Source organism: Agathobacter sp. LCP21S3_B2, assembly GCF_052118705.1.
Lineage (GTDB): Bacteria > Bacillota > Clostridia > Lachnospirales > Lachnospiraceae > Roseburia.
Genome location: NZ_JBQKGQ010000013.1, coordinates 60,281 through 83,412, shown reverse-complemented (window position 1 = coordinate 83,412; position 23,132 = coordinate 60,281). Strand labels below are relative to the sequence as shown.

Here is a 23,132-nt window from a genome sequence, read left to right as displayed (position 1 = left end):
CAAATTCTGAATTTACTGTTTTAAAGGTCTTCAATTTTCATTGAAGCGTTCTGATTGATTCTCAAAATCTTTCAAGGTTTCTCACTGTTCAGTTATCAATGTTCTTTATTTTTGCTGTAATCAGCTAGATTATTATATCACAGTAAGTTCTTTTTGTCAAGAACTTTTTTGTTTTATTTTTTTAAAAGCATTTAAACTTTTATTTCTTAATCTCGCGACAGCTTATTCATTCTATCAAAGTTCTTTGTGTTTGTCAAAAACTTTTTTATTTACGAACTTATTTTTTAAGTTCTCTGTCTTGCGACAGCTTGTTTATTCTATCAAAATGTTTTTCATTTGTCAAGAACTTTTTCCATAACTTTTAACAACCGATTTCCAAAGCAGTATTTATAAAGTCATGTTTATAAAACGTAACTCACAAGCTCTACAACTCAATGTGTCCCGCGAGTCAGCTTTGATATAATATCATCCCGGCACACATATGTCAACTGATTTACTCCATTTAATTAAAGTAGTAAAATAGCCTTAAAAAACATAAATTTTCTAAATTGTCTGTTTATTATATACAATTCTTACAATTATTATCGTTGGTAATATATTACCCAGCACTCTCCATGTATAACCAGCAGCAATTTTACAACTGTTGTTATATACTATCTTTATACACTATTTTATGTACTATCTTTGTATGCTATCTTTATCTGATAGCCTCTATCGCTTCTTTGATATTTGCCACACCGACAATCTCAATTCCACTGATATGCGACACTCCTGCAAGACATACTTTTGGAACAATACACTTTTTAAAGCCAAGCTTCTTTGCCTCAGCCACACGCTGCTCAGACATGGTAACTCCGCGTACCTCACCGCTTAAGCCCACCTCTCCAAAGCATATGGTATCATCACGCACTATAATATCCTTTTTGCTTGATGCGATTGCAAGCACTATCCCAAGGTCTATCGCCGGCTCATTCATCCTGATGCCACCTGCTATATTCACATAAGCATCACAATCTGACAATGACAGGTTTGCTCTTTTTTCAAGGACCGCCATGAGAAGATTTACTTTATTATAATCTGTACCATTTGCTGTACGCCTCGGATTATTAAAAAAGCTGTGGCAAACAAGTGCCTGTATCTCGAGAAGTATCGGTCGGCTTCCCTCTATGGAGCATGTCACAATTGACCCTGATGCCCCCTCGGGCTTACCGCTTAGCATATACTCAGACGGATTTTCTACCTCAACTAATCCCTCCGCCTTCATTTCAAATACACCTATCTCATTGGTTGAACCAAATCTGTTTTTTACTCCTCTGAGTATCCTGTACGACTCATACCTGTCACCTTCAAAATAAAGCACAGTGTCAACCATATGCTCTAACGTCCTTGGTCCCGCAACCGCACCATCCTTGGTCACATGTCCTACTATAAAAATTGAAATGCCGAGAGTCTTTGCAAGCTGCATGAGTACCCCGGTTGTCTCCCTGACCTGCGATACGCTGCCCGGTCCCGATGATATCTCTTCGTTATACATGGTCTGGATGGAATCTATCACAACAACCTCCGGCTTTTTGCGTTGAATCACATCCTTTGCTATATCAAGACTTGTCTCACATAAAAGCTCCAATGAATCCGTGAAATCGCCAAGTCTGTCTGCACGCATCTTTATCTGATGCAGTGATTCCTCACCTGATACATAAAGTAATGGCACCTTTTTTCGTGAGAGCTCCCTGCATACTTGGAGCAAAAGCGTGGATTTTCCTATACCAGGATCTCCTCCCACAAGCACAAGTGACCCCCTCACTATTCCTCCACCGAGCACTCTGTCAAACTCGGCTATACCTGTCACTATACGCTCCTCTTTCTCGCTTTTTACTGCCGAAAGCGGCAGAACCTGTGCTGCCTTTGATTCTTTTTTTACTTTTCCCGACGAGCTTATCGACTTTTTATCTACGGTTTCCTCTACAAATGTATTCCATTCCTTGCAGGCAGGGCACTGTCCCATCCATTTTGCCGATTCATAACCGCATTCCTGGCAGAAAAATACAGAGGTCTTTCCTTTCGCCATATTGTTCTCCTTTATAAAATACAAAAAGCCCGGCTTTCACCGGGCTAAAACTATGCTCTATTTTCTAGATACTTTGATATCAACCGAATCAACACCCTCAAGCTCTACGCTTAAGCTGAGCTTACCGCCAAGATTTGTCTTCATAGTACCTGCAACAGCTCCAGCTATACCAATTTCGTACTCCGTCTCCTCTTCAAGACCAAGAGTAATCTGAGCATCCTCTGGTCCCTCTACAGTAAATGTCACTGTATCAGCAGTCTCCTCGAAATCCATAACTGCAGTTCCCGGAACAGACTCGTATACAAAGAGTCCGTTTCTTTCAAGCTTTGTAATCTCTTTGAAGGTCTTTACCTTGTAGATATCTCCATCCTTTTCAAAATTGTCAAGCTTTGCCTTTGCAGCCAATGTATAATCTCCGAAGCTGAGCTTTCCGTTTTCCTCAGTACGGATCAATTCACTTATTACAGCCATTTTTATCCTCCCGTAGCTATATTTGATATATTAATTATAAATCCAATGCTACTCAACAGTCAATGAAATTTGTTTGTTTTTCGTAGAAATTATTACCTTGTCACCGCGCTTGATTTTACCGGTAATAATATCTTCGGACATGCGGTCTTCAATCTCCTCCTGAAGTTTTCGTTTAAGAGGTCTTGCGCCATATTTTCTGTCATAGGCCTTATCCACGATAAAGGCTTTTGCGCTGTCGCGCACAGTGAGTTCTATATCAAGCTGCTCTTTGCACCTCTTCTGCAGCTCCTTAACAAGAAGAGTCACTATATGCTTCATATCATCCTTGTTGAGTGCTCTGAATACGATAGTCTCGTCTATTCGATTCAAAAACTCAGGCTTGAATATACGGCGGACCTCCTCCATGACGCTGTTCTTCATACGCTCATGATCCTGCTTTTCGTCATCACCTGCACCAAATCCAAGGCGCTTTGGCTCTATAATAGAAGCCGCTCCTGCATTTGATGTCATGATGATTATCGTATTCTTGAAATCAACTGTGCGTCCCTGCGAGTCAGTGATTCTGCCATCATCAAGTACCTGTAAAAGTATATTGAACACATCAGGATGTGCCTTTTCAATCTCATCAAACAAAATTACAGAAAATGGATTGCGTCTGACCTTCTCCGAAAGCTGTCCGCCCTCCTCGTGGCCCACGTATCCCGGTGGTGAACCAATCATCTTGGAAACACTGTGCTTTTCCATGTATTCAGACATATCAACGCGGATCATGGCATCCTCCTTGCCAAATACAGCCTCAGCAAGTGCCTTTGACACCTCTGTCTTACCAACACCTGTCGGTCCCAAAAACAAAAATGATCCAATCGGCTTCTTAGGATCCTTTAATCCAACACGGCCTCGTCTGACTGCCTTTGCAACAGCAGAAACAGCCTCCTCCTGTCCTATTACACGCTTGTGAAGTATCTGTTCAAGCTTTGCAAGTCGTCCTGCCTCTGACTCCGTAAGCTTATTTACAGGTATTTGGGTCCATCCCGATACTACATCAGCTATCTCGTTTTCACCGACTACAGGCTGATTTTTGCTTCCTGTGTGGTGGTTCTTTCTGATAAGCTTCTGCTGCTTATTTTCGAGTACTTCCTTTTCTGACATAAGTATGCCGGCACCTGCGATATCTCCCTTCGACAAAGCATCTTCCACCTGATTCTGCTTATCTGTTATCTCTTTTTTCAGAGCAAGAAGCTCGTCAGAGGATGTCAGGTTCTTAAGCCTTATCCTTGCTGCAGCTTCGTCCATCAGGTCTATCGCCTTATCAGGTAAAAATCTGTCATTTATATATCGTACAGATAGATTTACCGCTGCTTTCACACCATCCTCAGTGATGCTGACACCATGATGCTTCTCATAGAGACCTTTTAACCCAGTGAGTATCTCTATCGTCTCATCAATTCCCGGCTCTTCAACCATCACAGGCTGGAAGCGGCGCTCAAGTGCAGCATCCTTTTCCACGTATTTGCGGTACTCTTCTATAGTAGTGGCGCCGATTACCTGTACCTCGCCTCTGGCAAGTGCCGGCTTCAAAATGTTAGATGCATCTAACGATCCTTCTGCTCCTCCGGCACCTATTATAGTGTGAAGCTCATCAATGAAAAGCAGTACATTTTTGGCATTTGAAACCTCACTTATTACCTTCTTAATGCGCTCCTCAAACTCACCACGATACTTTGATTTGGCGACAAGCCCTGACATATCAAGGGAAACAAGTCTCTTTCCCAAAAGAATATCAGGTACATTGCCACTGACTATATCCTGCGCAAGTCCTTCAACTATAGCAGTCTTGCCCACTCCCGGCTCTCCAATCAGGCACGGATTATTTTTACCACGGCGGCAAAGTATCTGGATAACTCGCTCCATCTCCTTTTTTCTGCCTATAACCGGGTCGAGAAGCCCTGCATCGGCCATGTCTGTCAGATCTCTGGAATATTGATCCAATGTGGGAGTTGATGAACTGTATGAATTATTGTTTCTTCGTATAAACTCTCTGTATCTGGCCGGATCCTCTCCCATTGCAGTCAGAATCTCTATAAACATCTTCTGCGAATTGACACCCATCGTAGTCAGTAAGCGTGCTGCTGCGCAATCACCCTGTGACAAAATAGCAATAAGCAGATGCTCTGTTCCTATCTCTTCACAATCGAATTTTTCCGCCTCATCTGATGCAGACTCCAATGCTCTTTGCGCCCTTGGTGAATAGCCATCCCTGTCACACACTTCTACATCCTGCGCAGACGAAATCAGTTCTTCTATCATATTAATAAGCTTATCATACTCTACGTTAAACGCTGTCAGAATCTCCGCAGCAACTCCGGTCCCCTCTTTAAGAAGGCCTGCGAGTACATGCTCTGTTCCAACATAATTACAGCCCAATTTTTTAGATATACGTACAGCCAAATCTATTGCTTTTTTAGCCTTATCTGTATATTTTTTCAAGTTATGTCCTCCAGTCATAATTTTAAAGTTACTTTAAATCAATAAATTTCAAATCATCGCTATCATCTTTAATCTCTACTGTTCTTCTGACAATCTCTTTTTCCTTACTGTCTTTGACACTTTCCGTGCATGAGTTATGTTTTTCTTCTGTCATTTTTGAATCATCCGGCATATTTATTTCAATGTCATTGTTTTCAACCGTCTCTGTGCTATCTGATTCTGCTTTTTCTGTTTCCATGCCGGTTGTATCTGTTTCAGCTGCATCAGTACAGTCTACACCACTTGATTCTGTACTATACGTATCATTTTCTTCTGATACTGTACCATATGTATCTTCTGCTTCTGATTCTGTGCCGTCAATATTCACTTCATCTGCTTCTGAACTATATGAAATCGTATTTTCTGTGGCCTGATCATCTGTATCTGAAGCATCTGATTCGCTGTAAATTTCTGCCACATCATCTTCTGATAATAATGGTGCAAAGTCATCATCCTGATTGTCGTCATCTTCTTCTGCTAATGCCTTGTACTTTCTATTTTTTGCAGCACATAACACCAGAAGCAGTATCAATATTATTATAACAACAACCAGTATCGCTGCTAATACAAGATACTTATTGGCAATCCCTGAAACAACCTCATGCTCTGAATCATTATTTATCTTCTGTGAAACAGTTGGTGTAGTCACATTTGTCCTGATATATGTTCCCTCAGCACTGTCATAGATATAAAATCCACTCTCTCCTCTGTCATTCATGGCATATACAAGATAAAAATCCTTTGTCATTTCATCGGATTGGTCATCCTTTTTCTGATAGGCTGTCGCTACTCCCTTTCCTTCTATAGAAAGTGATACCTCATTATATCCATCCGGCACATCATCCACCTTAGGAAGCAGCAAAACTATAAAATGAGACTCAGAATTGATGCGGACATACTGATATGCTGCGTTTTGAGCTGCATCATAGACAAAAAGACCGTTTCCGTTATCCGATTGCAGCATAACAAGTGTCAAATCACCGAATGTGCCATGAAGAGTATTATATTCAAGCCCATCAATTGCAGTTTTTGAATGTTCAAAGCCTTCCGGAACCATATCCTCCGGAATATCATTTACCATTGTCCATTCAGTACCGTTTACATCAAATTTCTTTAAATCCTGCTGTTTGTCAGAATTGTCAGGGTCATCCTCTGCACGCCTTGTAACAACAATATTATATGTGCCGGTGCTTCCGTCTTCTGCCGTAACCACAACACTTACCGTATTATCTCCCACTTCAAGGGAATCATTGCCAGTAACTGATGTCACACTGGCCTTGGAATCTGACGGATTGGCTGTAACCGCAAGACTTGAACAACTGTAGTCTACTGTAGCTGTATAATCCTTTGTATCAGACGAAAATTCTGGTGAAAGGGTTCCGGCCGAGATAACAAGTGAACTAAGTGATGCATTTGAGGATTTCTTTTCCTCTTTGTTTTCATTATCCTTATTGGTATTATCTTCTCCGGTATTATCACCATTGCCTGTGTTATTTCCTGTATTATTTCCTGCTGTATCCCCATTGCCCTTATTATTGTTATTGCCACCATTGGAGCTTGAAGAACTGCCTGTTACCGTAACCTTTGTGCTGGCTGCAGTAATGGTGCCTCCGGCATCATTGCCCTCCGCATCTCCTACAACTGTACAATATGCCTTAATCGAGCATGTTCCGGCAGCTTTTGCCGTAAACGAAAATGATTGTGATGTAGGGTATCCCGCCGCATCACCAATATTTGCCACACCATCACCACCGTTACTCAGCACTCCCTCATCAGAGCTTGAAATAACTACCGTACCAAAATATCCTGATGGCATGGAAACTGTTACCTTAACTGTTTTTCCAACCGCTACAGAGCTTGAGCTCACACTGAGTCCAAGTCCCTGGGCATATACATGCTCGGCAGGTGCGAAAACCAGCATTACTGCCATAACAAGTGATAATATACATCCAAATAATTTCTTCATATTTTTCCTCACGTTTCTAATTCTGCGATATCTTTGACTTACCAAGTATATGTCTATTCATGATTATCATATCAAGAGCATTTCCGCCATCGTCCTTCCGGTTCGCATCAGCCGCCTCCAGATGAGCCCCGGTAAGTGTTCCCTTACCAAGAATATGTCTGTTGAGCTTAATCATATCAAGAGCATTCACTGCACCATCACCATTGATATCTCCATATATCACAATATCGTAAGTCTTTTTCAGATTACCTGAGGCATCATAAACAGCCACTTTATTACCTGTTGCAACTTTACCGCTGTTTTCTGAGCCTGAGCTTGTCAGAAGCTTTACGCTGCCAGATGCTGATACGGCTATGTTTTTCACAAATTCAGCTGCGCCCGTTCCCGGCTCAATGCCTGTAATGTACGAACCTATCCTGTATTTACCGGAGCTTATATTTACTTCCGTATTATTCTGGCTGTTATTACCCTGATTATTGCCGCCGGAATTGTTATTACCTGCTGGTGCCACCTGTCTGTTTATATTTATGGTATATGTTCTTGTATCACCGCTTTGTGATTTACAGCTAATCTTGACTGTATTGTTTCCAACAGCCAGCGAATAGCTTCCTGTACCTGAAATACTGCTGTTCCCTGATACAGCCTTTGCTGTAATACTCACAGAGCTTATAGCATTAGATACCACTGCCGAGTAGCTTGTCGTAGTTCCGTTAAATGCTGGTGTGAGTGATACACCGCTTATTGAAAGTGACTGTAAATAATTGTTTGTATCACCTGCTTTATTGAAGCCGACTGCTGATGAAGGCATATTGTTGTATACAGGTATTTTGAATACAAACGCCTGATTCTTATCAGAATATCCCTTCGCAAGATTCCTGCCCTCAGTCATTGCTGCAGTAACATTGCCCATATACTGATGGAAATAAAGCGAGCTTGTGTTTACAACATTGAATTTTTCAAAATACAATGTATTCTGCCCCTTATTTATGTAGTTGCTTCCTACCTTAACCGAGCCACCGCTTATAGATTTTACTCTGGTGTTCCAGCCCTGCTTCTTGGCAAAGGAAAGGCCGTTTTTATAAATCAGCGCTTTAGTGCTGCCGGTTGCACTAAAATTAAAGAAATTGTAATATCCTTCATATCCACTGTATGTGCCTGAAATAAGAGGACTTGTGCCATTTATTCCCTGCTCCTGCTTTATACGTGACGCAATATGATATGCACTCACTCCACTGCTTTTTGCAACATCCATGAAAGTATTTGCATAGTTGATTTTCTCGCCATTGTTGGAATAGCTCTTTGTTCCCTCCATAAATGTACCTTTGATTATAGACTGTACTCCGCCAAGTGTCTCATTCGGGCTGTAAGCCAGACTTTGAAACTGGAAGATATTAGTCTCATCCAGAAAATTTCTCGGATCCATAAGGTATGCGATATATGAACTACTTGCCGATACCCAGCCCGGCTCATACTCAACCCACGTATTGGTCGACCAGTTGTATGCGCCTGCTGCTGTTGATTTCTTGGAATTGTCTGCTGATTTAGACACCAGATTAAGTCCGTTGATACTCTCATTTTCAATCACAGTATTCCAGTCCAATCCTATCTTCACTGCCTCAAAGGTCCAGCTCGGATACTTATTGTGAAGTGCTGTCAGATTTGGAATATAGCTGTCAGGAAAACCTGCATTTTTCATGGCTGTAACAAAATCAGTATTATCTCCGGTATTATTGTAATTGACCTTTATATATGTACTGATAGTCCAGCCTGTAAAATCCTTGCCGTTTAATGTGCCCTTGACATTGTACCAGACCACTCCATTAACCTTTGTCTCCCCGATTATATCAACCTGATGGTTCCAGTTGAGAGAAACAACCTTTGTGGTGCCGGATGTACCTGCCGCATTGCGGACATATACATTACCGCCTGTAATAGTTCCTGTGGCATATGCCCCTGCAGCCGTTGCAAGTGCAATCTGATCCTCATTATTCTGCTGGACGTCTGCCTGCTCTGCAGTACCTGCTGCAGTGTCTGCCGTGGTCTCTGTTTCCGGTTTTGAAGCTGCTTCTCCTGCTGCTACAAAATCAGACCTGATATAGCTGACACACTCCTTGTTATTTGCAGCCAGATTGTACTTTGCCTTGTACCACACCTTGCCATCTGAACCTGTGGTCTGCTCAAGAATAGTGATATCCTTACCGTTTGAGAGCTTATGCTCAAGCTCATATTCTGTTCCCGGTCCGCTTCGCGCCGCTACCCAGTATCTCTCATCACACACAACCTTCGCTTTCTGTTCTGCATAGACTGCCATGCTGCTGTATGGCACCATGTCACCTGCGACTAATGACAATGTAACAGCAGAGACTGCCAGAAATTTATTTATCTTAATCATCAAATCCCATCTTTCTTATGTGCATTGTTTATAGCTATCTTTTATACATTATCCATTTAATTATAATAGAATATTAACTTCGTATCAATGTATTCGGCAGAAATTTATTATTTTTTTATCAAAAATATCAAAAACTCCCTTCAACGCAGCCTTTATGCTTACGTTTCAGGGAGTTGTCTGATTCATATTCTGCTTATTTTTGCTGTCTTCTGTCACTTCTCTAACTGAACAGGGATTTTATCTTATCCCATAAATCCATAAAGAAGTTGCCCAGCTTTTCCCAGAAGCCCGGATCATTTATCTTGTCACCAAGCTTTGAAGCCCAGTCCTGTGCCTGATTGATGACTGAATCCCAGTCGATATTGGCATCCTTTAGCTTCATTAAAAGAGAAGTAAGCTTTGCAATATCATCATCAGAAAGCTTCAGGTCGTAATCCTTTGCAGCCTCCTTTATCGCATCCTTTATCTGGTTCTCATCCTTAAGTCCTCCATCGGCAAGCTGCTTCTTTAAATCTGCAATCATTGCCTCGATATCCTGCGAATCGCCGTCAATGCTCTTGTTGAGTTCTCCTGTTGTGACAAGCTCATCCATCGCTGCGTCTGTCACCTTGTCGTCAAGCTTCTTGCCTGTCATCTCCTCGTATGCCTTTAGTGTGCCTACAAGTGCTGCCGTTCCGGAAATAGGGAAAGGTCCTGCGACTATGATTTTAGCATCAGCTATGCCTGCTGTGGCAAGCGCATTCTTGTACATTCCTACCGTACAATAATTGATATTGTGCGTGGAAACACTAAGACCTGCACCCTTTTTATCCTCTGTAATGAGCACTGATGAGAGTGACCTCGTGCCAATCTCGCTCTTGCTGATGTATGAATCAAGGTACTTGTGCTCCTCATCGTTATTTACATATACCACATCGTATTTGTCCAGATCGGTAAGCTCGATTCCCATAAATCCGAGCACTGTCGCTCTCTGATCCGGTGTGAGGTCTGCTCCAAGACTTAAATATGGCTTATCGCTTTTGCTGATGGTCACCTTATCGTTCGCCTCACCGCCTGCTGCCGCGGCACTGTCTGTAGCACTGTCTGCAGTACTATTATCGGTTGCAGTGCTGCTGTCCCCCGCCGATGTTTCAGCACTTGCAGCCGGATCAGCCTGTGTGGCGTTCTCAGTGGCAAACACTGCCGGATTCATCGTAAACAGTGTAACCGCAGCAAGCACGCCACATACAATACTCTTTGCTTTTTTCTTTATCAATCTAATCATTTTTCCTCCAAATCCATATCATATGAAATTGTAAATCTGCTTCCGTCAAAGCTGACATCTGCCATGCTTCCGCATACCACAGGCATCATCGGCGACATATGACCTATATCCAGATCCATGATGATCGGCACATTAAACTCTCTAAGCAGTGATGAAAGCGCCTGTCTGTGGTCTATGCCAAACATTTCCTCTCCGAAGTGCGCCGGGCGTCCGATAAGAAAGCCCTTTACATTTGAAAACCATCCTGCATTTTTCATCTGCCACATAGCCCTTCTCATGCCCATCACATTAAGGTCACAGGCCTCAAGGAACCATATGATACCATCATCACTGTAGTGCTCATTAAATTCCCTTACATGGTCAAATGATGTGCCAAGCAGATTGATAAGGCAGTCCATGCAGCCTCCAAGCAGCCTGCCTCTCATGGTAAGCCTGCTTTCCTTTGCCACCGCTGGAATAGAACTGATACACGACTTTTCAGTCAGGTTGTAGCCCACAAACGGAGCATTCTCATCCTTTATCGATTCCCTCTCCCACATAGGGTAATTGGTAAATGAAATCTTCCTGCCACAAAGCAGATCAAATGCATCGGTAAGTGACTCATGCCACACCTCCATGCCAAAGCTGCCCGCACACGGCCCGTAAATACCTGCTGTATCTGCAATAGTAGCCTCCAAAAATGTGAAATTCGTGTTGTCGGAATAGCCCATGTACCATTTCGGCTTTGACTGCTTCACGCGCTCAAAATCAATATAAGGCACTACCTCGCACATCAGCTCGCCACCACCACAGGATATAAGCACATCACTGTCAGCAGAAGCATAGCTCTCGTTCAGCTCTTCTGCGCACTTCTCAGGTGTATTGCTGATACCTATGCCACTGTCGCACCTACAGTTAGGTCCCTCTATCGTCTTATATCCCATGCTGTGAAACCTTTTAATGGCATTGTCAAAGGCACTCCTGTACGGCTCTGTTGTACAACCCATCGAAGGCGCCACAAAGCCTATTGTTCCTCTATCCTTTAGAAATTCAGGGTATCTCATGTTTCTATCATCCTATCACTATTATTTACATATCTAAGCTTCTGTCTGAAGTAAAACATGTAGGATTTTATCATTTCTGTCCAGGGCATTTTACTGTCATAATTAAATGTCGTCGTATACTGCACATGCTGTCTGTTGCACCAGTTGTATATATCATGCAGACTTATCGAATCAACATGCTTCATATTGTTCATAAACACCTTAACCTTTGAAAGCTCATCCTCACTGTCAATGTATAGATGAAAGATAGTATTCGGACATTCAATTATTATCTGCTGTTCTTCTATATTTTTCATCAATGTATCCTCTTATTAAATAATGTATCCTGTGTGATTAAAAACATTATCGTCTGTCACACCGGGATGTGAGTAATAACATAATATTGTTCAGTACCTTCACAGTTACAAAATATCACATAACCATAGTACTACACCGGCGCTACAAAATCCAGTCATTTTTGCCTGCCAATTCTTACTATTTTATTAAGAAAAACGGTAAATATTATACTCCCTCACAGTCAAATGCCGGGATAAAGCTATCCTTTGCCACGTCACCCTCCTGTATAAATGCATTCGTGATTCCTATTTTTATAGCATAGTCAACAAGCCTTTCATACTCTCTCCTTGTCACTGTGCGGTTTATCTCAGGATAATCCTTTAGTGCAATCGGCGTAAACTGGCTCATCATGCTTATATATACGTGATCATGATATGTATCATACAGGTACTTAAGTACAGCCTTTGCATCATTCACATGTCCCGGCAAAAGAAGCTGACGCACAATAACACCCTTTTGTATGAGTCCTGTCGCATCGTCAATCACGACATCCGGCTGCTGCCTGACCATCTCTGAAAGCGCCTGCTTTGCTACAGATGGATAATCCTTTGCCCTTGAATACCTCGCCGAAAGCATATTGTCCATATATTTAAAATCGGGAAGATACACATCCACTATGCCCTCAAGCAGCTTTAGCTCTGTCACATTTTCATATCCGCTCGTATTATATATAATAGGAAGCTTCATGCCGCGGCTTTTTGCATCGTTTACCGCCCACACTATATCAGGGATATACTGCCCCGGTGTGACCAGATTGATATTATTTGCGCCTTTGTCAGCAAGTTCTATAAAGATATCACTCAGCCGCTCTTTACTGATTACCTTTCCCTCTTTTCCGTCAGAAATCGCCCTGTTCTGGCAGAACACGCAGTGCAGGCTGCAGCCTGAGAAAAAAACTGCCCCGCTTCCTCTTTTTCCTGATATGCATGGCTCCTCCCAGTAATGAAGCGCTGCTCGCGCCACCTTTATTTCAGATGAAACGCCACATGCACCTGTTTGTCCTATGCCTCTGTTTATGCCACATTTTCTGGGACACAATAAGCAATTTTCGTATTTATTCATATTTTTCATTTTAACCCTTGCTAAAAATAATGTTTGATACTACAATCTATATGATTATGCGGTGCATATGCCATGCACCTTCAGTAGTCATTTTAAAATTATACCATAACTATTCTTACAGAAGAGAATAGTTAAAATACACAATAAGGAGATTACAATGAATCAGTCAAACTGTATCGTCGCCCAGTCAGGCGGCCCAACTGTTGCAATCAACGCAAGCCTTGCAGGAGTCATCTCAGGAGTAAAAAGCTCTGAGAAATACGATATCTGCTATGGCGCCGTAAACGGAATACTCGGCATTTTAAATGAGAATTATCTCAATCTATCAGATATTTTTGCAGATGATGCTAATCTTGAAAAGCTTAAGACCACACCTGCCATGTATCTTGGCTCATGCCGCCACAAGCTCCCTGATTACAAGGATGATGATTCACCATATGTATACATCTTCCACCAGTTCGATAAGCTTTCTATAAAAGCTTTCTTTTACATCGGTGGAAATGATTCGATGGATACCGTATTAAAGTTATCCGATTATGCAAAAAAAATCAACAGTGATGTGAAAATTATAGGGATTCCAAAGACCATCGACAATGATCTGTGCATGACAGACCACACTCCGGGCTTTGGCTCTGCCGCCAAATATATCGCATCAAGCATGCTTGAGATAGCCCATGATACCTTTATCTATGCTGTTAAGAGTGTGACAATCGTTGAAATCATGGGACGTGACGCAGGATGGCTCACTGCCGCTTCCGCTCTCGCACGTAATGAGTACAATACAGCGCCTCAGTTCATCTATCTGCCTGAGGTGGATTTCGACAAGGACAAATTTGTTGCCGATATAAAAGAAGCCCTCAAGCACACTAACAATGTAATAGTTGCCGTATCCGAAGGAATACATGACGCAGACGGCTCATACATTACATCATCAAAGGCCGCATGTGACCAGTTCGGACACCAGCAGCTAAGCGGTGCCGGAAAGGCTCTTGAGTTCATTGTGAAAGAAAACATCGGTGTCAAGGTTCGCTCAGTAGAGGTAAATGTGCTCCAGCGCTGTGCCTCACACCTTGCATCATTAACCGATATCGAGGAATCTTTTGCTCAGGGTAAAAAGGGTGTCACTATTGCAGCAGAGGGTGTGACCGCATCAATGGTATGCTTAAAGCGCATCTCAAATAATCCTTATCAGGTGGAATACACATATTCTGCTATAAAGGATATCGCAAACGAGGCCAAGTCTGTGCCAAGAGAGTGGATCAATGATGCGGGCAATGATGTGAAGCCTGAGCTTATCGAATACTTAAAGCCACTTATTCAGGGAGAAACCGCTGTAGCCTACAAGAATGGTCTGCCTGACTATATGGATGTGTCACATCTTCACAAATGTAACTGATTTTAGCTGCCGCCTACACCCCGGTGTGGGCAGCAACAGCATATCTCCAAGGAGGTCGATTTACATGAAGAAAAAAGTGCTTATAACCTGTGCCGTTGTGCTGGGTGTGCTTTTGGCTGTTTATCTTGGCTTTGCCTTTTATTTTAGCAGCCACTATCTGTTCAACACAAAGATTAACTCTGTAAAATACGCAGGTAAAACTGCAAAAGAGGCATTAGAAAAAAATACAGCCCTAAGCCGCGACTATCTGCTCACAATCACTGACAGAAAAGGCAACAGCTTTTCACTTAAGGGACCTGATTTTTCCTATGAATATGTCTCAAACGGTGACGAGGAGCAAATCCTAAAAAGCCAGAATGCTTTTACATGGCCTGTCAGTCTTTTCAAAGCTCAAAACTATACTCTAAAGGGTTCGTCCAAATATGACGATGCCGCTTTGGCGGAAAAGCTCAAGGCTCTTGATATTTTCAGTGATGACTACATTGAAAATCCGGAGGATGCCCATATCGAGATAAAAGACGGCGAATACAATGTGATTGAAGAGAAAAATGGCTGCAAGCCGATATATGACAGCATCCTTGCCGAAGTAAAGGATGCCCTGGACAATGAGCTTCCAAAGCTTAGCTTAAACGATGACTGCTATGAATCTCCTAAAATCACAAAAAACAGTGATACTATCAAAAATGAAAAAGAAGCCCTCGACAAATACACTGCTTCAACCGTCACTTACAAAATTGAAGGTGCCGACGAGAAGCTTGACTCAGCCAAAATCCTTGATATGCTAAGCATCTCAGATGACGGCAGCGTGAGCATAGATGATGCCAAGCTCACTAAATATGTCCAGCAGCTTGCTTCCAAGTACAATACCTTCGGCCGTAAACGCTCATTCAAGACATCGTCCGGTGACACTATTGAAATAGGTGGTGGAGACTACGGATGGGTAGTCAGCAAGAAAAATGAGAAGGCCCAGCTTCTTTCCGATTTAGAGGGAGGCAAGCCAGTGGAAAGAGAACCTGTTTACGAGCAGACAGCACTCTACCGAGGCGCTGACGACATAGGTAATACATACATAGAGATTGACTACACAAAGCAGCACATGTGGTATTACAAGGATGGTGCTCTCCAGATGGAGTCTGATTTCGTATCAGGTAACCTCGCCCGTCAGAATGGCTCTGTAGATGGTGTATACAAGATTGTTTACAAGCAGAGAAATGCTACTCTTGTCGGCGAGGGATACTCTTCTCCTGTCAGCTATTTCATGCCATTTGCCTACAATATAGGTATACATGATGCCAGCTGGCGTGATACTTTCGGAGGAACAATTTACAAAACCTCCGGCTCACACGGATGTATCAATGTGCCGCCTGCTTTTGCAGAGCAGCTGTTCAACGCTGTGGATAAAGGCACTCCTGTTGTTGCCTACTACAGAGAGGCTGTCACTCTGACAAACAATGCTGCAAAGATGTCCAATGCATACTCGTATGTGGCTCCTGATGCTGCGCAGTAAGTGTGGATTGCATTGTATCTTTTAATAATACGGGAAGACGACCGGCGCACGGGGAATTTGCCCCCGGCAGAGGTGCACCCGACGAGCTAACGCTACGCAGCTAAGGTACTGTACGAATTATGCTTTTTAGATTTTCTATGCTTGACGAAACCGTCGAAACGCGCCGTCCATGGCGCGGTTTCTCCTTGCCCCGGCGTCCATGCCGGGGCATTTCTGCGTTTCATGGGCATAATTCTACAGTATCTAAGCCGCTGCGCTAGTCGCTCTTTCGGGAGCACCTCTGCCGGGGGCAAATTCCCCGTGCGCCGGTCGCCTTCCATCAAAATACTAAGTATATTACAAATAAATTTCCAATTATACTTTCCCTTATATTGTATCTTCCCACAGCATACCAGACACCAGCCCCACATACCGCGGGAGCGCATACATCCTCCCCCATTTCAGCCACAGCGTAAGGGACGTAAGCCGCCGGAGTGACTGCCCTGCAGCAGAGGCTCTCTTTCGTAAGCGCATAGCGAAGCTGCCTAGCTACTGTAGAATTATGCACACGATACACAAAAATGAGCTCCCACGGATGGGAGCTCAAGGAGAATCGCGCCATGGACGGCGCGTTTCGACGGTTTTGTCGGGCATAGAAGCCCTAAAAAGCATAATTCGTACAGTATCTTGGCAGCATAGCGTAGCGAACGAGAGAGCGCCTCTGCTGCAGGGCAGTCACTCCGGCGGCTTACGCCCCGTATTTCCATAACCCTATGCTATGCAAACTGGCTATTGTAGAGGTTCGCATAAAATCCGTCCGCTGCAAGCAGGCTCTCATGATTGCCCTGCTCTATAATCTTTCCATCTTTCATAACAAGGATAATATCTGCTTCCCTGATGGTAGACAGACGATGAGCCACTATAAAGCTTGTTCTTCCCTGCATCATGGTAAGGAACGCCTTCTGAATCTTAATCTCTGTACGTGTATCAATCGAAGATGTAGCCTCATCCAATATCAGCATAGGTGGCAAGCAGAGCATGACTCTTGTGATGCATAATAGCTGCTTCTGTCCCTGTGACAGGCTGCCGCCGTCCTCACCGATTTCAGTGTCATAGCCCTTCGGCAGACGTCTGATAAAGCTGTGTGCATGGGATGCCTTTGCTGCTGCAATAATTTCCTCATCTGTGGCATCAGGCTTTCCCATTATGATATTGTCACGGATTGTGCCCTTCTTGAGCCATGTCTCCTGAAGCACCATACCATAGTTGTCACGAAGACTCTCGCGTGTGATTTTTCGGATATCATGTCCGCTCACCTTAATTGTTCCACTGTTTACATCATAAAATCTCATAAGCAGATTGATAATAGTCGTCTTTCCACAGCCTGTCGGACCTACGATAGCCACGCGCTGTCCAGGCTTTACATGGAGATTGAAATCCTCGATAAGCTTTTTATCCGGCACATATGAGAAATAAACATCCTCTATGTCCACACGGCCGTCTGCCTCATAGAGTGTTACCGCATCCGAAGCATCCGGTATCTCCTTTTTCTCCTCAATCAGCTCGAAGATACGAGCAGCACAGGCAAGTGCGTTCTGAAGCTCTGTGATGACACCCGATATCTCGTTGAACGGCTTGGTGTACTGGTTTGCGTATGATAAGAAGCATGAAAGCTGTCCTACTGTAATTCCGCCGGTGAGTGCACTCATGGCACCAAAAATTCCGACTCCGGCATACACAAGACTGTTGACAAAACGTGTACACGGATTTGTAAGACTTGAGAAAAATGTTGCCCTCAGTGAGCATTTCTGTAATCTGTCATTTATCTCGTCAAACTGCTCAAGCGCCTCATCCTCATGGTTGAAGGCCTGTACGACCTTTTCATTTCCTACTATCTCGTCGATGAGTGATGTCTGCTCTCCCCTTGTTCTTGTCTGCAGCTGGAACATGGAATAAGTCTTTTTAGTGATAAAGCTTGCCACAAAAAGTGACAGAGGTGTGATGAGCACTACAATGCATGATATCTTCACATCTATTGTAAGCATGAAAATAAGCGTGCCTGCTATTGTTGCAATTCCTGTAAAGAGCTGTGTGAAGCCCATCAAAAGTCCCTCTGAAAATGTATCTACATCGGCGATGATACGGCTGACCATATCACCGTGTGAGTGACTGTCAATATAGGAAAGTGGCATTTTTTCAATGTTTAAAAATGCATCACGCCTTATATCCCTCACTATGTTGTAGGTCATCCTGTTGTTGCAGATATTTGTAAGCCACTGGGCTGCTGCCGCTATGACGACTATTATTGCTGCTCTCGTGAGGATGGCTGTCATAGCCGTGAAATCAACCTTTCCTTTTCCTACAATCAAATCAATTGCGCGTCCTGTGAGAATTGGAAAATAGAGTGTAAGCGCCACTGTAACAACAGACAGGGCAAGTGAAATTACAAGCAAAGGAATATATCTCTTCATGTAGCTTAATACCTTGCGCATTGTGCCTGCTTTATTCATCTTCGCATTATCCATAGCCATACTCTACACCTCCTTTTGTCTAGTCATATCCGACTCTTTTTTAAACTGTGAATCATATATCTCTTTGTAGGTCTCGCATGTCTCAAGCAGCTTTTCATGAGGTCCGAAGCCAACCATCTGCCCGTCGTCGAGCACTATGATATTGTCCGCAAACTGGATAGATGAGGTACGCTGTGACACGATAAATATTGTCTTGTCACCATGCATGCCCTTTAATGCCGCGCGAAGACTCGCATCTGTAGCAAAATCAAGTGCCGATGCACTGTCGTCAAGTATCAGTATGTCAGGATCCTTTACAACCGCTCTGGCAATTGTAAGACGCTGCTTCTGACCGCCTGATAAGTTCTTGCCGCCCTGCTCTATCATGTAGTCTAGGCCTCCCTCTTTGCCCTTTACAACCTCTGTCGCCTGTGCTATATCGAGCGCCTTCCACATTTCCTCCTCTGTGGCATCATTTTTGCCCCAGCGCAGGTTGTCGGCTATCGTTCCTGCAAAAAGCACTGCCTTTTGCATTACAACACCGATTTTATCTCGAAGCTGCACTGCATCGTAATCATTTATATCATTTCCCTGAATCCTTATAGTACCCTTTGTGGCATCATAAAACCTCGGGATAAGGTTTACAAGGCTTGATTTTCCTGAACCTGTACCACCGATGATTCCGATTGTCTGCCCCTTTTGCACTGTAAAGCTTATATCTGTGAGTGTCTCATCGGCCGCTCCCTCATAGGTCATGCAGACATGGTCAAACTCAACCTCAGGTGCGCCATCCTTTGCACCAATGAGCTTAGGATTTTTCTCCGGAAGCTTTGATGGAATAGAAAGCACATCCGCTATACGATTACCGCACGCCACTGCCTTTGTCACCTGTACGATGAGGTTTGCAAGCTTTATCAGCTCGACAAGTATCTGTGACATGTAGTTTACAAGTGCCACAACCTCACCCTGTGTGAGGATTCCTGCGTATACCTGCTTGCCGCCTGATACGATAACTGCAATTGTTGCGATATTTATAATGATAAAAGTCAGAGGATTGGTGAGTGCTGAGATTCGTCCTACAACCTGCTGCATATTGGCTAAAAGCTCGTTGTCCCTGTTGAAGCTGTCAATCTCATCATTTTGCTTATTGAAAGCTCTTATAACCCTTGTTCCCTCTAAATTCTCCCTGGTGTGTGAAAGCACTGTGTCAAGAGAGCTCTGCACCTTTTTGTAAAGCGGAAGGCTTGCAGCCATAACTGAGAATACCACTATTGAAAGCAGAGGTATAGTAATAACAAAAACCATTGCTGCTCTTACATTTACTGTAAAAGCCATCGCCATAGCTCCGAATACAATAAATGGCGAGCGAAGGAAGAGTCGAAGTACCAGATTGACTCCTGACTGCACCTGGTTTATATCGCTTGTCATCCTCGTGATAAGTGTCGATGTGCCCACTGTATCCATCTTTGAGAATGACAGTGACTCTATCTTTTCAAACAATATATGGCGAAGCTTTGTGGAAAAACCAACTGCCGCCTTTGCCGCAAAATACTGCGCTGTGACCGAGCTTACCAGGCCAACTGCCGCAAGCAGCACCAGCACACCTCCCATCTTCCATATATATGGCTTGTCCGAAGCCGTAATTCCGTTATCAATGATTGCCGCCATGACAAGCGGTACTATAAGCTCAAAGGATGCTTCCAGCAGCTTAAATAATGGAGCACAGATGCATTCCTTTTTGTACTCCTTCAAATATTTTAATATCTGTTTCATCTTTTCCCCTTTCAGATTTTATGTCGCCGATTACAGCTTCACTATTATAGATGATTTTTCTCATATATACAAGAAAAATGATACACTAAAAAACCAGTACCCTGCGGTACTGGTTTCATATATCAGCTCTTATGTATATGCTTCTTGATTGCTTCAAAGCTCTCAGAACTGATGACATGCTCTATACGGCATGCGTCCTCTGCTGCAATCTCCTTATCAACACCAAGCTTCTCAAGACACTCTGACAAAAGCTCATGTCTTTCGTATATCATCTCTGCTATCTGTCTTCCTGACTCTGTGAGTGTGATAAAGCCTGCATCACTAACTGTGATATTATTCTTCTCTCTAAGGTTTTTCATGGCTATACTCACGCTGGATTTCTTATATCCAAGCTCATTTGCTATATCAACTGAGCGTACCACAGGAAGCTTCTTGCTGAGAATAAGTATGGTCTCTAAATAATTTTCTGATGATTCATTGTTTCGCATTTCGAATACCCCCGTGAGTTTATTTTCGTTCATTTTAATTCAGTTATATTATTATAACATACATTTTATTGTTTGCAAAACTTTTCTTTTTGATTTGTACGTGATTTATAAAAATCCAAAAAAATATCAAAACCCTATATTTGTTATTGACTTCTAATTTGTGTTAGTGTATACTAACTATCGAATCATAAAACAAACGTATGCATGATATATTTCTAAATCTTGTATGCCATAAATGTTTAATTATACCAGATAAGACCGGCCGATCACCGGTCTTATTTATTTTATAAAAAAGGTAACTATTTAACTTATGCGAGGGCTCTCTTTAGCCTGTCAAGTCCTTCCATAAGCACTGAACCGGGGCATGCGATATTTAATCGCACAAAGTAACGGCCATTGCCTCCAAACTCAGCTCCCTCCGACAGATAAAGGCCTGTCTTTTCGCGAATCATCTGCGTAAATGCCACAGAATCATCTGTGAGTGCACTGCAGTCAAGCCACATTAGGTATGTCGCATCGGCATCCACTATATGTATCTGCGGCAGGTTTTCTGCCATGAAGCTGCAGACTGTTTTGCGGTTTTCCCAGAGATATTTTCTGAGCTCCTCAACCCACGGCTCACCCTTTGTGAATGCCGCAACTGCTGCCGTGATGGCAAATGCGTTTGGCTCCGCCACCTCGTCTGTATTTAATGCGCGCCATACCTTGTGGCGCAAAAATTTATTTGGCACCATCACTGCCGCAGTCTGTAAGCCTGCCATATTAAAGCACTTGGTCGGAGCAATACAGGTGATGCTTATATCGGCGCAGTCCTCTGATGCTGCCGCAAACGGCACGTATGATTTTCCCGGTGCTGTGATGTCGCAGTGTATCTCGTCTGATATGACCGTCACATTGTACTTCTTGCAGAGTGCACCTATTTTCGCAAGCTCATCCTTTGTCCAGATGATACCGCACGGATTGTGAGGGTTGCAAAATATCATAAGCGAGGTCTGTGGATTGGAAAGGTCATGCTCCAACCTGTCATAGTCCACAAAATATCTGCCGTTTTCGTACCCAAGCGGGCTTTCCTGCACATTTACGCCGTTATTAAATATGGAATTAAAAAATATATTGTATACCGGTGTCATGATAAGCACATTTTCACCAGGTGTTGTGAGCTTTCGCACTGTAGATGATATGGCCGGAACGACCCCTGTGCAAAAAATCAGGCTGTCTCTTTCGATTTTAAGCCCATGGCGTCTGTCCCACCACGAAATATACGCATCATTCCACTCATCCGGAATGATGGAATAGCCAAACACTCCGTGAGAAACACGCTCTGATATTGCATCTATTATCTGGGGTGCTGTCTTGAAATCCATATCTGCTACCCACATCGGGAGCTCATTTTCTGCCACATCCCACTTTAGTGAACCTGTATTTCTTCTATCTACAACGGTGTCAAAATCATACATAGATTATTTTCCCTCACATATTATCTTAGTCTTTGATGGGTCAACTCTGTCCTTTTCGATAGTCAGTGTGCCAATCTCCTTTGCCATTATCACTCCGCTTGTCGGATTTAAAACACTGTCCACCTTACTGCAAATCTCTGCATCTACCGAAGAATACTCAAATGCCAATGTAGTGTTTATGAGCTTACAGTTTTTCATAACGAGGTTGTCGATGTAGCAAAGCCCCTGCAGGCTCTCGATTGTGCAGTTTATAAGTGTCAGATTCTTTGCGTTCCAGCCAAGGTATTCACCTGTAATAAATGAATCATAGACTGTGACATTTTCCGTATTCCAGAAGGCATCCTTTGAGATAAGCTTTGAATCGTGCACCTCTACATTTCTTGAACCGTCAAACGAATAGTTGCCGACCAGCTGGAAATTCTTCATGATAAGATTATTTGTATTCATGCCAAAATAATCTCCCTTTGCCGAGACATTCTCGATATCGACATGATCACAGCTCCAGAGGGTCTCCTGGGCATTTGGAAATGTCACATTTTTAAGCTTTAGGTTATTGCAGCGCCTGAAGTTCTTAGGTGCCTCAACTATTGAATCAGTTACAGAGATATTGTCTGTATACCAGACACCCGCACGCGCCATGTCAAACCATGTACAGTCCTTTACAGCTATGTCACTACAGTACCATAGCGGATATTTCCATCTAAAAAAACAGCCTGTCAGGCTAATGCCATGGCTCTCCTTAAGAGGTGACTCTCCGTCATCAAAAATTGTATCATATATATCCAGGTCGTTGCTTGCAAACAGGGCTCTTTCGCCTGTCAGAAACTCCTGATGGATTTGTTTTCTTTCGCTCATTATATATACTCCTTTTTCCCGGTAATTCTAAATAGTTAT

16 protein-coding genes are annotated in these 23,132 nt (G+C 43.1%); 2 read left to right on the top strand and 14 right to left on the bottom strand.

Annotated features, from left to right (window positions below; translation table 11 throughout):
• Nucleotides 1-697: 697 nt before the first annotated feature.
• The 9 genes from radA to ACTQ1L_RS10570 form a co-directional block, all read right to left on the bottom strand.
• Complete coding sequence (gene radA, locus ACTQ1L_RS10610) at nt 698-2,068, bottom strand: DNA repair protein RadA (RefSeq protein ID WP_441367054.1); 1,371 nt, start codon at nt 2,066-2,068, stop codon at nt 698-700.
• Between the two features lie 57 nt (nt 2,069-2,125).
• Nucleotides 2,126-2,539, bottom strand: a complete 414-nt coding sequence (locus tag ACTQ1L_RS10605; protein WP_321110790.1) for an endosialidase — start codon at nt 2,537-2,539, stop codon at nt 2,126-2,128.
• 48 nt (nt 2,540-2,587) lie between these two features.
• Nucleotides 2,588-5,044, bottom strand: a complete 2,457-nt coding sequence (locus ACTQ1L_RS10600; RefSeq protein WP_441367052.1) for an ATP-dependent Clp protease ATP-binding subunit — start codon at nt 5,042-5,044, stop codon at nt 2,588-2,590.
• A 10-nt stretch (nt 5,045-5,054) separates the two neighbouring features.
• Complete coding sequence (locus ACTQ1L_RS10595) at nt 5,055-7,031, bottom strand: cadherin-like beta sandwich domain-containing protein (protein WP_441367050.1); 1,977 nt, start codon at nt 7,029-7,031, stop codon at nt 5,055-5,057.
• A gap of 16 nt (nt 7,032-7,047) precedes the next feature.
• A complete protein-coding gene (locus ACTQ1L_RS10590) occupies nt 7,048-9,423 on the bottom strand; it encodes a dockerin type I domain-containing protein (protein WP_441367048.1) in 2,376 nt (791 codons plus the stop codon).
• A 220-nt stretch (nt 9,424-9,643) separates the two neighbouring features.
• Entirely contained in the window at nt 9,644-10,687 is a 1,044-nt protein-coding gene (locus ACTQ1L_RS10585) for a DUF1002 domain-containing protein (protein WP_441367047.1), read from the bottom strand.
• Entirely contained in the window at nt 10,684-11,730 is a 1,047-nt protein-coding gene (locus ACTQ1L_RS10580) for a S66 family peptidase (protein ID WP_441367046.1), read from the bottom strand. The genes ACTQ1L_RS10585 and ACTQ1L_RS10580 overlap by 4 nt, the downstream gene beginning before the upstream one ends.
• Nucleotides 11,727-12,026 carry a hypothetical protein gene (locus tag ACTQ1L_RS10575; protein ID WP_321110779.1) on the bottom strand — a complete coding sequence of 100 codons (300 nt, stop codon included), beginning with the start codon at nt 12,024-12,026 and terminating at the stop codon, nt 11,727-11,729. Before ACTQ1L_RS10575 ends, ACTQ1L_RS10580 begins: the two co-directional genes overlap by 4 nt.
• A gap of 205 nt (nt 12,027-12,231) precedes the next feature.
• Nucleotides 12,232-13,137: a 4Fe-4S cluster-binding domain-containing protein gene (locus ACTQ1L_RS10570; protein WP_441367044.1), complete on the bottom strand. Its 906-nt coding sequence runs from the start codon at nt 13,135-13,137 to the stop codon at nt 12,232-12,234.
• Nucleotides 13,138-13,285: 148 nt separating this feature from the next.
• Here ACTQ1L_RS10570 and ACTQ1L_RS10565 point away from each other — a divergent pair, with 148 nt between their 5' ends.
• Entirely contained in the window at nt 13,286-14,524 is a 1,239-nt protein-coding gene (locus tag ACTQ1L_RS10565; protein ID WP_441367043.1) for a 6-phosphofructokinase, read from the top strand.
• A gap of 64 nt (nt 14,525-14,588) precedes the next feature.
• Complete coding sequence (locus tag ACTQ1L_RS10560; protein ID WP_441367042.1) at nt 14,589-16,031, top strand: L,D-transpeptidase family protein; 1,443 nt, start codon at nt 14,589-14,591, stop codon at nt 16,029-16,031.
• A gap of 755 nt (nt 16,032-16,786) precedes the next feature.
• Here ACTQ1L_RS10560 and ACTQ1L_RS10555 read toward each other — a convergent pair.
• From ACTQ1L_RS10555 to ACTQ1L_RS10535, 5 genes are all read right to left on the bottom strand, one after another.
• Nucleotides 16,787-18,541 (bottom strand): ABC transporter ATP-binding protein, encoded by a 1,755-nt coding sequence (locus tag ACTQ1L_RS10555; RefSeq protein WP_441367040.1) that lies wholly within the window; start codon nt 18,539-18,541, stop codon nt 16,787-16,789.
• A gap of 3 nt (nt 18,542-18,544) precedes the next feature.
• Nucleotides 18,545-20,293 (bottom strand): ABC transporter ATP-binding protein, encoded by a 1,749-nt coding sequence (locus ACTQ1L_RS10550; protein WP_321110771.1) that lies wholly within the window; start codon nt 20,291-20,293, stop codon nt 18,545-18,547.
• A gap of 122 nt (nt 20,294-20,415) precedes the next feature.
• Complete coding sequence (locus ACTQ1L_RS10545) at nt 20,416-20,781, bottom strand: metal-dependent transcriptional regulator (RefSeq protein ID WP_321110769.1); 366 nt, start codon at nt 20,779-20,781, stop codon at nt 20,416-20,418.
• A 308-nt stretch (nt 20,782-21,089) separates the two neighbouring features.
• Entirely contained in the window at nt 21,090-22,238 is a 1,149-nt protein-coding gene (locus ACTQ1L_RS10540) for a MalY/PatB family protein (protein WP_321110767.1), read from the bottom strand.
• A gap of 3 nt (nt 22,239-22,241) precedes the next feature.
• Nucleotides 22,242-23,093: a DUF3737 family protein gene (locus tag ACTQ1L_RS10535; protein WP_441367038.1), complete on the bottom strand. Its 852-nt coding sequence runs from the start codon at nt 23,091-23,093 to the stop codon at nt 22,242-22,244.
• Nucleotides 23,094-23,132 lie beyond the last annotated feature (39 nt).